At 49.0% G+C, this 13,098-nt stretch carries 15 protein-coding genes; all 15 read right to left on the reverse strand.

Features of this window, described 5'->3' with window-relative positions; translation table 11 throughout:
* Position 1: 1 nt before the first annotated feature.
* A complete protein-coding gene (locus D328_RS0116155; RefSeq protein ID WP_018886063.1) occupies positions 2-1,423 on the reverse strand; it encodes a glycosyltransferase in 1,422 nt (473 codons plus the stop codon).
* Between the two features lie 18 nt (positions 1,424-1,441).
* Positions 1,442-2,245, reverse strand: coding sequence for a PHP domain-containing protein (locus tag D328_RS29305; RefSeq protein ID WP_018886064.1), 804 nt, complete (start codon positions 2,243-2,245; stop codon positions 1,442-1,444).
* 23 nt (positions 2,246-2,268) lie between these two features.
* Positions 2,269-2,913, reverse strand: coding sequence for a nucleoside/nucleotide kinase family protein (locus D328_RS0116165; RefSeq protein WP_018886065.1), 645 nt, complete (start codon positions 2,911-2,913; stop codon positions 2,269-2,271).
* A 37-nt stretch (positions 2,914-2,950) separates the two neighbouring features.
* Entirely contained in the window at positions 2,951-4,063 is a 1,113-nt protein-coding gene (locus tag D328_RS0116170; RefSeq protein ID WP_018886066.1) for a nucleotidyltransferase domain-containing protein, read from the reverse strand.
* Positions 4,064-4,184: 121 nt separating this feature from the next.
* A complete protein-coding gene (locus D328_RS29310) occupies positions 4,185-4,460 on the reverse strand; it encodes an acyl carrier protein (protein ID WP_018886067.1) in 276 nt (91 codons plus the stop codon).
* Between the two features lie 26 nt (positions 4,461-4,486).
* Positions 4,487-5,263, reverse strand: coding sequence for an ABC transporter permease (locus D328_RS0116180; RefSeq protein ID WP_018886068.1), 777 nt, complete (start codon positions 5,261-5,263; stop codon positions 4,487-4,489).
* A gap of 3 nt (positions 5,264-5,266) precedes the next feature.
* Positions 5,267-6,070 (reverse strand): ABC transporter permease, encoded by an 804-nt coding sequence (locus D328_RS0116185; RefSeq protein WP_018886069.1) that lies wholly within the window; start codon positions 6,068-6,070, stop codon positions 5,267-5,269.
* Positions 6,067-7,041 (reverse strand): ABC transporter ATP-binding protein, encoded by a 975-nt coding sequence (locus tag D328_RS0116190; RefSeq protein ID WP_018886070.1) that lies wholly within the window; start codon positions 7,039-7,041, stop codon positions 6,067-6,069. The genes D328_RS0116185 and D328_RS0116190 overlap by 4 nt, the downstream gene beginning before the upstream one ends.
* Positions 7,007-7,543 (reverse strand): P-loop NTPase family protein, encoded by a 537-nt coding sequence (locus D328_RS0116195; RefSeq protein WP_018886071.1) that lies wholly within the window; start codon positions 7,541-7,543, stop codon positions 7,007-7,009. Before D328_RS0116195 ends, D328_RS0116190 begins: the two co-directional genes overlap by 35 nt.
* Complete coding sequence (locus tag D328_RS0116200) at positions 7,540-8,706, reverse strand: hypothetical protein (RefSeq protein ID WP_018886072.1); 1,167 nt, start codon at positions 8,704-8,706, stop codon at positions 7,540-7,542. Before D328_RS0116200 ends, D328_RS0116195 begins: the two co-directional genes overlap by 4 nt.
* A gap of 81 nt (positions 8,707-8,787) precedes the next feature.
* Complete coding sequence (locus D328_RS0116205) at positions 8,788-9,771, reverse strand: FkbM family methyltransferase (protein WP_018886073.1); 984 nt, start codon at positions 9,769-9,771, stop codon at positions 8,788-8,790.
* 250 nt (positions 9,772-10,021) lie between these two features.
* Positions 10,022-11,014 (reverse strand): acetyl-CoA carboxylase carboxyltransferase subunit alpha, encoded by a 993-nt coding sequence (locus D328_RS0116210; RefSeq protein ID WP_018886074.1) that lies wholly within the window; start codon positions 11,012-11,014, stop codon positions 10,022-10,024.
* Position 11,015: 1 nt separating this feature from the next.
* Complete coding sequence (accD, locus tag D328_RS0116215) at positions 11,016-11,909, reverse strand: acetyl-CoA carboxylase, carboxyltransferase subunit beta (RefSeq protein ID WP_018886075.1); 894 nt, start codon at positions 11,907-11,909, stop codon at positions 11,016-11,018.
* A 272-nt stretch (positions 11,910-12,181) separates the two neighbouring features.
* Positions 12,182-12,370: a hypothetical protein gene (locus D328_RS0116220; protein WP_018886076.1), complete on the reverse strand. Its 189-nt coding sequence runs from the start codon at positions 12,368-12,370 to the stop codon at positions 12,182-12,184.
* A gap of 166 nt (positions 12,371-12,536) precedes the next feature.
* Complete coding sequence (locus tag D328_RS0116225; protein WP_018886077.1) at positions 12,537-13,031, reverse strand: phosphatidylglycerophosphatase A family protein; 495 nt, start codon at positions 13,029-13,031, stop codon at positions 12,537-12,539.
* Positions 13,032-13,098: the final 67 nt, after the last annotated feature.

Below are 13,098 nucleotides of genomic sequence, written 5' to 3' on the forward strand. Positions count from 1 at the left end.
CTCAGATCAGCTCCCGTTCCTGTATAGTTCTTCCACCGTCAGACAACTGCGTGTCAGCATGCTGAATTTCATTGCGCTGCGTCTTATATTTCTCAGTCTTGTTATTGCGGCCTCGAAGCTGCTGAGCCATATTCAGGCAAGGTCCCCAGCAATGAATGAGATAAGCTGATACGCAGTACAGTGATGATCGTGGCAGCACAACTTGATCTGAAGTGAGTTGCCGGGTGTGCTGTCGGATGAGACGCGCAATGAGATAATGAACTCCTGGAAGATAAGCTAAAATGAACAGAATGGAGGCCGCGAAGCCCCACCACCCAAAGAGAAGTGTAGTCCAGATTGGAAGCACCAGAAGCAGCACAGACGGAGAGAACAACCAGTAGATCGCCAACAGAAACAGTTTAGTAGCCAGTATAGCCGCTCTTAGTGTCTCCCAGGCAGTCCGTTCGCCTTGATGGAGAAGCTGTGTGAAATACTTAAAAGCGTGAAACGGCCCGTTGAACCATACACTTTGCTGCCGGATATAGACCGAAATGCGATTCGTGAATTCGGCTTGCTCCAGGATCGGGACCGGGTAAATAGGGATGCGATGTACATTCAACCGATATCCCAGACAAGCATCCTCGTTGATGTTCTCCTCCGGGAATCCACCCATTCGCCCGAGCACCTCATTGTGTGCATAGAAGCCATGGCCAATGACATAATTCATCTTTTCGGCTATAATCTCCAGCATGCTTTTTATCGGACCCAAGCTGCGGGGAAGGCTACTCCACAAGCGGACAAAAGCCACTTGGTAACGAACACGAGTCAGCTCGAACAGGACGCTCCAGCGATTTTGCCACTGTGCGGCACTGCTGATATTGGAGCGGGATGATGCCCCGATCGGGAGCGGGAAGTAGCTGTATTGCTGGAAGCAGCACTCACGTCCCTTCTGCGCAGCCTGATGCTCCACATAATCCAGTACGCGCTCATCAATTCTGGAATCCGCATTATAGATACCAATCCAGAAATCCCCATCCTTATGCTTGGCCCGAAGCTGCTCCACGGCAAAATTCAATTGATGGGCCATGACACCGCTCGCATCCTCATAATGCAGAATGTGTATTCCAGGCGAGGGAAAGGCGGTCTGAGCCTGTCTTAGTACCTCATTCGTATGCGGAATATCTTCTCTCTGTCGCTCTCTCGCCGTTGTAATGAACAACACCTCACAGCCTGACCGATGGGTCACAAGACTTCGAAAGTGCAAATAAGTATCCCGGGCGATCACCTGCTCGTCCATCATCGGAATCAGCAGATACATCGGGACATCCAGACGTTGTACGCTTACTGGTTTTTCGTAAGACAGCCATTTAGCTGCTAACAGACTACAAATGACATTTCGGACCAGCATATAGACATATATAGCTACCAGCACAGAATACGTCATGCGTGTTCTCCCCACTTGTCATAGGGCATCCAGAATATTGATCTTGCTGCTGTCCAGCCACCAGGTCTGGGACGAGCTCTTGATGCCAGTATCCGTATGCTCCTTGTGATGAAAATCAGATCCGCCCGAGCGATACAGCCCTTTCTCACTGGCCAACGTGACATAACGCTGCTGCTGCTCGGAGCTGTGAGACGGATGATAGCATTCCAGCCCTTCTAATCCATAGAAGATTAGTTCTTCTACCACCTCTACAATGTTGATCTCATGCCGTTCCAGCCGTCCCGGGTGAGCAAGCACTGCAATACCTCCTGCATCGCGAATAATCTGAATGCTCTCCTGCGCCGTAGGCTTGTAAGGCGGAGTGATGTGATGCTGGCGGTAATCGAGATAGAGCACATTGGCCTCCTCCCGAGATGAACAGAGACCCTGCTCCATGAGTGCATAGGCCAGATTCCGACGGAAAGCCGCCTGCCCCTTATAACCTGACACGTCGAGCGAGATACCCTGCTGCCGTAGACACTCCTGTAGCTTCATATTCGCCCGAAGACTGGAGTGACTGAGCTTGCTTAGAAAACGATGCAAGACACTTGACCTTATATCCAAACCGTACCCTAAAATATGTAATTCGCGATGATTGCTCGTATTAATCTCGATTCCGGGTAGAATCTGGAGCTTGTCAGGATATGAATCCTTCAAGCTTAGTAGGCCTTCTACGCTATGATGATCTGTGATTGCTATCAGCCTTAATTCTTGCTCGACAGCGTATTGGACCAGGTCATCTGGTGTAAGACTGCCGTCCGAGCAAGTTGTATGCATATGCATATCTACCTTCACCTATCATCACCTCAGCTTCGGACTGTTCCTCCACAGAACTCCATAATCTCATCTGCATATCGTTCCCACTCCATATCCTGGGTCTCGATCGTCAGCACCTCCATATGAGTGCGCTTACACTCCTGCTTCAAGGCCTCCTGCAGACGTTGAAAATAAGTGGCAATCTCTCGATCGCTCCGCCCAAGGCCCGCCAGATATCGGTCCCATTTTACCGAATTCCGATAATAGCGAGTGGAGTGAATACTCCTCTCCTCAATCGCCGAGTCGGGCAGCAGCAGCATGACGACCTTGTAGCCTGCACGATATAGGCGCTGATCCAGTTCCATGAGTAGCTCTTCATCTTGGTAATACGACTTGATATAATTCTCCAAATGAAAGGTCTCCAGGATAGATTGATAGGACCGATAAGGATCAGTCGCGCCATATTCTACATACTGCTGATCCAGCCTCTCTACACTACGTACAATATTGTCCATAATGGAGTAAATCCGATCCTGAACCTCTGCTCCCTGCTCCCTCCAGACGAGTGAGGAGGTATAGAGCTGGGAGGCCGTATATATATTGGAATATCCTGCTGCAACCATCCTTCTCAGCATATGGTGCAGGAGCGTAGTCTTCCCGCTACCTGTGATCCCTTCCAGTATCACTCTCAGCATCGCTTATCCCTCTTCGCTTCTCCAGATTGATTGCTCTCTATTCCTCAAGTAGCTTGTGCTTCGGCTCAAAGCCATCCAGCTCATCTTTGTTGCTGCTGGAGAATATCCGCTCTCGGATGCTCTTTCGCCACACAGAGCTCTCCCCATAATCCTGACGACCAAATTCCTGAAGGAACTGCATGTCCTGCACATCAAGCAGCTTCATCCAGCGCTCCTCATAGCCATCGTTATAGATCGTTTTCAAGTAATATAGTGTGTAGTACACTGCTTCACGATAGCCAAGCTTATTCGCTTGTGTCATCGTCTCCCGTAAGCTTGCTTCGTCCATTCGCGCCAAAATATACTCGCGGATATCACATAACTTAATCAGCGTGAGATCGTTCACATTATAAATCCAGGCCAGATTTGTCGCTTCCTTATAGAAGTGACAGCATAGGTGCAGAAAGAAATCGGCTGGCTGCAGTACGCCGCCCTCTGCCCGCTCCAGCATGTCTCGAACATCCTGCTTCTTCAAATCCAGATCAAGGCTGAAGCAGAAATCGAGCTTGAAGCAATTAATATATTCGGAATCTGCTATTTTCAAGAAGGGGTACATATTATTCATCTTATTCTTCCATAGAATCTGCTTCGTGCGACTGACCTCCCTGATCGTTCGGGTCGGCTTGTCATAGTCGCCCTGACAGTAGCCCAGCTCCTTCATAGCCAGCGTTATCCTTGGTACATCTGCATGGTCTACTAGAATATCCATGTCATTCATATTACGTAGTCCATAATCCGGATAGATATGCTTGGCCAGATAGGCTCCCTTAAGCAGAGCATAGCGAATCGAGCTGGCCTCCAGCACCTCAGCGATTTTCCTAGATTCCAGAATGTAGCTCTCCGTACGCTTCCTTAGACCAAGATGATAAAATTTCATAACGGGTAACAAGGGCTTGGCCACGAGATGCTCTAGCCTGAGCCGAAGCAGGTTGCCCCAAGCTAGTCCCAGTACTTTGTTCTTGGCGCACGCATTCAGTATGAAGTACCAATCGAGTCGACCTGTCTCTACCAGATCGCGAACCCGTGTCTCCTCCTCTTCCGTGAAGGTCAATCTGGCCAGCAGCAGCACAATCTCCTGCTCAGTGGATAATACCTCGACATCCGTGTTCATTCATTCAGCACGTCCTTTCAGCCTCTCCGTAAATGGTTGCTCATTACGAACTCATAGCAGCAATGAAGTGTAAAGCTCAGGTTGTAGGATTGGAGCGTGAACCTTCATACACCTCCATCTCTCATGGAGATGGCTGAACCATAGTCACCTTCGCCACATGCTCGACGATTTTATTCACGGTCTCGAAGTTCTCCATCATCAAAGCCTCATCCGCAAATTCAATTCCGAATGCCTGCTCGATCGCCAAGATCAGGCGAATGAAGCTCATGGAGTCCAATCCCAGGGTATCAAGCGGGACATCATCCCCGATGACAAGTGGTGTATCCGCCCCCTCCTCTCCTGTCACCTCTATTACATTACTGATCAATTGCTTGATATTCTCTTTACTGAGCTCCATATGGCTCTCCTCACTTTCGTATTTATTTATGACCCTGTGGACTTATAATGTCGAATGCCCAGCCTCCATAGCCAGAAGACAGGCACAATCAGCAGGGTAGCATACAAAGGTGACAACGCATGATGTACACTGGTACTTTTGTCAGTCAGGTATAGCAGGGGGAAATACTGTATACACGCCAAAGGAATAATGTACGTAAAGAAGGTCAGGATTCTCTTCCCGTAGATCGACAACGGATAACGGCCAAATTCCCTGCTCCCATCCGTGAGAATATTGAAGACCTCCAGTCCCTGAGTTGTAAAAAAACAGATGGCTGCATACAGCAAAAATAACGTGGCAAAAAATAATGTGCCACAGACAATCATCAGCAGTTGAACGGCAATCTTATCCCCCCCCCATACGACCCCGCTATTAGGTATGGCGTACAAATAGATGATGACCGCTTGGGCAAATCTCCCTATCCTGCTTAATTCAAAGGTCGAGGATAAGATCTGGAATATCTCATTGCGCGGCCTCACCATAATTCGGTCGAATTGACCGTTAGCCAGCATGTTATCGAACGTATCGAAGCCTCTGGCGAAGAACTCTGCCAACGAGTATGCCATAAGCACCGTAGCAAAGCAGAGCAACACCTCACCATATGTAAAATCAAGCACCTGATTAAAGCGGCCGAACAAAAAGGTCAGGCCGAGAAAGGCAAAAAACGATGTTAAAAATTGTCCTATAATCGTAAGTGTGAGTGACATCTTGTGCTGCATGACAGAATAGAAGTACACCCGCATGTATGCCATGTATAATTTCATGGTCTATCCCCCCTGTACCACTACATTTTTCAACGCTCTCCGCAAGGCCAGCTTACCGATCAACACCAGACTAATCAGCCAGAATAGCTGAATAAGAATGCTGTACAAGGCATCTGTCCCTTGGATGTTCCCGCTGAAGATTCGAAACGGTACATTCTGCATGGATGCGAATGGTAGTAGGTTAATCACCGTCTGCAGTGCATCCGGAAAGAACGGAAGTGGGATAACCGCTCCAGCCAGAAACTCCACCAGAGACGACATGACCATCCGAACCCCTGTGGAGGAGATGGTATAGAAGGTCGTAACATAGATCAGCATGCAAAAAGCAACCACTAAGAATAAAGCAAGCAGCATGGATATCAAAAACAATAGAAATTGCCCACCATGCTGTGGAAGGCTTAATCTGTAAGGCTGCGGCATCAGGAATGCCAGCAGGATGATCGGAATAAAGCGGAACAAGGCTTTGGCCACACGACTCGCTATGTTTTTCACAAACCACATATCGTATAAGTCACTGGGGCGACATAGCTCATACGCAATCTGTCCGCTAGAGATGGATGATAGAATTTCCCGATCCAGATACCAGGTAATGAACAGCGTAAAGAAAGCTTGCTGCAGCCACATATAAGTGACTACCTCAGAGAAGCTCATGGGGAGCTGTACATTATTGCTGTCATAAAAGGATTTGTACAAGAAAATATTCATTAACGCCCAGCACACCTGGGCTATGATTCCTGCATATGCACTAAGCTTATATTGCAGCAGATTCACGGTATGGACCTTGAAAAAGGCAAAATACACCTTCATAGATCGAACCCCCTGTACAGGTCCACCACAATCTCTTCAATGGAAGTGCCCAGCACAGTCATATCCTCAATCAGTACCTGGGTGGATAAGTAAGCAATGGCCGACGAAGCGGAGATCGTACTGGTATCGACCGCAATATCCATGTGCCCCGGCAAGGATTTGATGAGCCGCAGACCATCGCACATCGTAGGCACCTGCCCCGTGTATTCAATCGTCAGCACCTTCTGCTTGTTATATCTTTCCTTCAGCTGATTGATGGAGCCGTCGAGCAGAATTTCACCCTTGCCGATCACGATGATGCGCTTCGTCAGTGCCTCGATATCCTGCATGTCATGCGTGGTAAGAATGACGGTCGTCTTCTTCTCCTGGTTAATGTCCCAAATGAACTTGCGCACCTCTCTCTTGGAGACGGCATCCAGACCAATCGTCGGCTCATCCAGAAACAGCAGTCTTGGACTATGTAGCAGCGAAGCGGAGATCTCGCAGCGCATACGCTGCCCCAACGACAGCTGCCTTGCAGGCGTCCTGATGATATGCTCAATATCCAAGAGGTCTGTCAGCATGTTCAGATTGTCCTTGAATTGTCTCTCAGGGACCTTGTAGATATCCCTAAGCAATTGGAACGAGTCAATGACCGGAATGTCCCACCACAGCTGAGATCGCTGTCCAAATACAACTCCAATATCCTGTACATGACGAACCCGCTCCTTCCAGGGGGTGCGTCCATTCACCACACAGGTGCCGCTGTCAGGCGTCAGCACACCACTCAATATTTTGATCGTACTGCTCTTGCCCGCTCCGTTAGGCCCGATATAGCCTACCATCTCGCCCTCGGCAATATTGAAGCTGATATTGTTCAATGCTGACACGGTCGTATAGCGATTGCTGAAGAAGGATTTCAGGGCTGACATCGTCCCTCCGTCCCTGCGAGCAATCTTAAATGTTTTGTTCAAGTCTTTGACCTCGATCATGGATCCTGCCTCCATCATTATGCAAGTAAGATTGAATGTCCTCTGTACCCTTCAGCACAATGACCTTATCCTGTGCGTGCTGAATGAACTCCTCGTATCGTCGGTGCTTGATAATTCCGCGTGTCCATCTGATCATCTGCAGGACACTCCTCAGATTCTCACTGGTCCGAGGCTCTTGACCCAAGCGCCGGGCTGCAAATCTTCGCAGCACTCTCCAGCTAATCAGGCACAGGTTCTGCTCCTGTATGAAAATGATCTGGTCTGCCTTGGACAGCACAGGCTCCAGCCAGGGCTCAAAATAAGCCCCTTCAATAATCCACGACTCTCCTCCCAGCAGATTGGACAGGTAGGCGTCACGCTGCTGTGCAGCACGCTCTACAGTATATTTTTCCTCCCAGAAAATATCATCAAGATCTGCATGCGGAATCTGGTGCTGCTTGCTGAGTCGGGCTGCCATATAGCTCTTCCCGCTGCCTGAGCAGCCAATGATATAGAGCTTCACAATGCACTGCTCTTTCCGAACAGCTCATTGTGCTCAGCTGAGCGTAGCGTATTGTGACCGAACTCTACCTGAATAAGCTCACACTTTTCGACAAGCTGTGTGATGAATTGAATAGCATTTGCCTCCAGCTCCGCATCTTGCTTGACGCGCTTGACCAGCCAAGGCGTTAGCCAGTTCGGATCGCGAGGGGTCATGCATGCTTTTAGAAGCTCCTCTTGGGCTGCCTGTTGCTCCATTCTGAAGGCTCGAGCATAAGGAAGTGCATAATCGAACTTGGGGAATATGATCTTCTTAAGCTGAAAATCCGAGCAAGTCGGTACCCCAAATAGGCTAGATAGCTCCTGTGGGGTAAGCTCTGCTTTTTTGGACGAGCCTATCTTCCGCAAAATATCCTCATCCTTATTCAGCCATTCAGCCGGCTGCTTGCGAGAGAAATCATAGTCCTGCAGGCATACCTTCAGCTCTGGAAAGCTCTCTGCGCTCCCCAGACCAACCCGTATGGCCAGTGGCACATATTCAAGGCTGAAGGCTCCGTGCTGCTGATGCAGGATTACCCGATCATTTGCCACAAATTCATAGCCCTGCCCAAGCAGATATAGCAAGAAGGAGGTCTTGCCACTAGCCTTATCTCCGCAAATTAGTACCCCTTCACTACCAATCCCCCCTGCAGCCGCACCATGAATAATCATTCCCTGCCGATTTTCTGCATGTCTAAGAATTAACTCACGAATAACCCGAAGCAGATAGGAGCCTCCCTCCAGCGCTTCCTCGCGAGTACAGACATATAACAGGTCTCCCTCCTCTGGCTGGATCACCACATAGTGGCCGTCGGTACATACGCACACCCGTATGCCCTGACCATGATACACATTCACTTTGCTGCCACTCTTGTGTACGTGAAGTGTGTGTCCTGGCTCCAATTGACCTGCCAGCTCCAGCGCTTGCTCCAGCAATGCCTGACTACTCCTGTGATGGATGACACAATGCTCCTGCTGACTGACATAGGCTGAAGGATGCTTGGGCATGGCATTTAGATAAGCTTCGATGTAAACGTTAACATTTACCTGGTCAGTCATACACCTCACAGATACGCCGGGAAATGTATACAGGTACTCATGCTCCCAACTATTAAATACTGCCATGAAATCCTTCCATTGCTCCATGCTCTCTCTCCTCGTCATTGTATTGAGCACCCTTCAGGTTAAATGACCCAAGTGAGAAGGCTGCCAGGGAAATCCGGGCTATTACGCCCGTCTTGCGAATCTTGCCAGCTTCTCCTTCCAGCAATCCGTGCCTTGCCGGATACAGACGAGATCCGACATGCTGCTCCGCTGGGCCACTGCCTCAAGCTCCACTTGGACAATAGAGCCTTGCACCATTTCAAAAAACACATAATCCCAGTCGCTGAGCCTCTCCAGCAAGGCATGTGCACTAGCTCCAAATTGCAGCAGGTGGGCCTCACATACCTCCAGCAAAAGTACGGGGCTGTGCAGCCTGATCGTCTGCTGTGCTCCTTCGATGCACAATAACTCTGCACCCTCCACATCAATCTTCATGCAGGTCAAGCGCTTGATATCAGCCTCCTTGAAGAAGGAATCCAGTGCGACGCACCGGGTCGACTGTTCATGATCTGCATGCTCATTCTGCAGTCTTAGAGAGGCACGAGCACGCGACTCATCCAGAAAAAATAAAGTCTCCTCCTTGGCCTGATTCGAAACGGCCACATTATAAGCGCTTACATTCTCTGATTTATTCAAGGATAAATGCTCGCTTAGCTCTATAAAGGTGCGCTGATTAGGCTCAAAGGCAAGCACTTGTCCTTTCTCTCCTACCACTTTGGAGAACAGTATCGTGTAATATCCATAGTTGGCACCCAGATCAAGCACTGTATCCCCAGGCTGAACCAGCTCTCGGATCGCCGTCTCATAGAGTTCGTGATCTCTCCCCTCGCGCAGCAGGTTGTACGTAATCGCATAATAATCCGCGTCATCTACGTAGTACCTTCTCTGGTCGTGCAGCGTCAGGATCATATGCTGTTCATTCACCTCGATACTCTTAACTCGTTGTTTGATGAATGATCTCAACGTCTCCACAGGTTGCCTGACCTTCTTTTCCCATAGCTGCTGCTTGATATGTAGCTCGCGTTCAACGAACTGACGAGTGGGGACCTCATCACTGTATTTACGTCTATGATGCTCAATAGCCCTTACTATTCGTTCCTCAGCCATATTCACTCTCCCTCCTTCGAAATAAATACCTAAAATAAAGAATTAATAATAAATAATTTTAAATATATAATTATTTTACATGGAATTATTTTCATATTGTATTCTAGTATTATCATATATTCAAAAACACGTCAATGAGAGAAAACACACTGCAGATCGGAGCGACGGATGAAAGATATACTTGGACAAAAAAACTCCCTTCACAGCGACCGGTCCTCTTGAACCTGTTACTGCAAAGGGAGTCTGCTTATTACTGTAATTCACTGTTGGTCTCGTTTTGCTGTTGCTGGTACCAGCCGAATTCCCCAATCTTACGGAACTTCTGGTAACGGTCTTCCTTGAGCTCGTGAGCATCCATGACGGATAGCTCCTTCAGGTGACGGTCCAGTGCGGACTTCACCGCTTCCGCGGCAACCTCGTAGTCCTTATGGGCACCGCCCTTCGGCTCTGGAATGATGTCCTCGATCACTTCCATTTCCAGCAGATCCTGAGCCGTAATTCTCATCGCCTCAGCCGCCTGATCCGCCTTAGAGGCATCTTTCCACAGAATAGATGCTGCTCCGTTCGGAGAGATCGCAGAGTAAATGGCATGCTCCAGCATCAGCACACGGTTGCCGACAGCCATGGCCAAGGCGCCACCGCTACCGCCCTCTCCGATGACCACACAAATAACAGGTACCGAAAGCTTGGCCATCTCTCGCAGATTGCGGGCAATCGCTTCCGATTGACCTCTCTCTTCTGCTGTATTCCCCGGATAAGCCCCCTTCGTATCCACAAAGGTAATGATTGGCCTCCGGAATTTGTCTGCCTGCTGCATGAGACGCAGCGCCTTACGGAAGCCCTCAGGGTGCGGACTTCCGAAGAAGCGAGCTATGTTATCCTTGGTGTCCTTCCCCCGCTGCTGCCCGATCACGGTCACAGGGATGCCATTCAAGCGGGCAATCCCCCCTACAACCGCCAGATCATCACCGAAGAGTCTGTCTCCGTGCAGTTCAATGAAATCGGTAAAAATAAGCTCTATAAAGTCCAAAGAAGTCGGGCGCTGATGAAGACGGGCTAGATGCATTTTTTGTGGAGCTGAAATGTTACTGTATATCTCATCTGCCATCTGGTCGTACCGTTCCTCCAGACGCTTGATTTCCTCCGTGAAATCAATGCCCTTCTCTTGGCCAAATTGCTTCAATTCTTCTATCTTCTGGCGCATCTCCGCAAGAGGCTTCTCATAAGGCAATTCTCCCGCCAATCTAGTACACCCCTTTCGTGCTGTGAAGTTCAAGTAGCTGTGTTAATGTACCGCGCAGGTCCTTGCGGTGAACGACCATATCAAGCTGCCCATGCTGCAGATTGAACTCTGACGTCTGGAAGTCATCTGGTAGCTTCTGCCGTATGGTCTGCTCAATTACAATTCTACCGGCAAAGCCGAATACGGCGCCTGGCTCAGCAATATTAATATCTCCCAGCGTAGCAAAGCTTGCGGACACTCCACCTGTCGTAGGATCAGTAACCACAGAAATATAGAGTCCACCCTGCTCGTCCAATCTGGAGAGAGCCGCACTCGTCTTCGCCATCTGCATCAAGCTAAGAATACTTTCCTGCATCCGTGCACCACCAGAGGTTGAGAAGATGATCACCGGCAGTTTCTTGGATATGGCCTGCTCAATAGCACGAGTAATCTTCTCACCCACGACAGAGCCCATACTTCCAGTAAAAAAGTCAAAGCTCATTACAGCTACAACTACAGGTTGTCCACCAATCAAGCCTTCTCCAGTCACAACAGCATCACGCAATCCCGATTTCATCGTCTGCTGCTCCAGCTTGGAGCTGTATCCAGGGAAGTCGAGTGGATCGACCGAGATCATATCAGCATCATATTCTATGAAGCTTTCATCATCAAACGTCATTTTAATCCGTTCAAGAGCATTCAGTCTCATATGGTACCCGCAAGATGGGCATACCTTCAGATTCTTCTCCAGCTCCTTGCTATACTGAATTGTTCCGCATTTTCCACACTTGGTCATGAGCCCTTCAGGAATCTCACGCTTGGGACGATCACCTGTATCAGGTTGTTCGCCGCCACGCGACCGCTCTGCGGGAATCGTTGCGTATTTTCTTTTTTTCTGGAATAAATCTTTGAACACAACTACACCTCTTCAGCCGTTAATTTGTCAGCCCAGGATCTATAGAAGCTGCCAATGAAGGAAGTCTTCATCATAAAAAATCTATATTAGGAACATGTCTATCGAAGAACTTGCGTGGAAGTAGTCCCCACTCCGTGGAACGTATGTCTTGCGATTATAGACTTTGTTGGAGCGTTTGAACACGTATAATTTCTATAATTCCAAAATAAATGCCAGCACAGGCGTCAGCCTGATCTCCCTCATGCCAGTTGTTCGTGCGTGGGTGCATAGGTCTAAGGATGCAGGATGGCATTCAGCACTTCCTGAACTTCTTCCACTTCTCCAGAAGGGACGAGGATCTCAAATTGCTGCTTGGAGGCACTTATGGCCCGTGTCTTCACCATAAAACCTTCATCAGACAGCTTGAGCTTGATCATATCAGCCATTTTGGCAGTTGGTGCAATGTAGATCACCGTCCACACCCTTGTAACCCCCTAGGCAAATGTCTCTCGAGTCCGTATTAATGAACTCATGATAACATACCTTACTTTTTTCCCGCAAGAAAGGCCCTCTTCCTTCAAGAGGGCAATTAGCATTCCTAATGCCCGCCGTACAAGCTTCGACAGCTGGTCGGGAGCTATTTCAAATTTAAGATGTAGGGGGTGGATAATTGCGAGCCAGTGCATTTCCGTGGGCAATACGGGCGGATGCTGCGGCCGCCAGACTCGCTACCAGATCATCCAGAAAAACGTGAATACCTTCTGTCTTTCGGTTCAGACGCTCCAGAATTCCTGTTTTGTCCTTGTCAACATAGCCGAAGCTCGTTAGCCCAATCATACCATATACACTGGTAATCCCTAGTGCCATCGTCTCATCCACGCCATACAGCGGCTCATCTGCCTCCATAATGGTCTGCAGAGGCTCTGGCAGCAGCTTGCGCTCCGCCAGCTCATCCAACGCTATTCCTGTATACAAAGTATATTGAACCTCACGCTTGCCAAGCACAGACCTGACGCTATCCACACATTCCTGAAACGTCAGGTCAGGATAATATTTGCTCTGTAGATGATAGACGATGTCTGCAATGTCCTCGATTTTGACCCCTCTGCGCTGCAGAAGCGCCTCAGCATACTGTTGTGACATGAGCTTCCCTCCTGCTCCGCACCATGAACACCCATGGACAAGTTGCTGCGGAGATACTTTTAGCCGG

The sequence above is a fragment of the Paenibacillus massiliensis 2301065 = DSM 16942 genome (assembly GCF_000377505.1).
In the GTDB taxonomy this organism is placed as follows: Bacteria; Bacillota; Bacilli; order Paenibacillales; family Paenibacillaceae; genus Paenibacillus; species Paenibacillus massiliensis.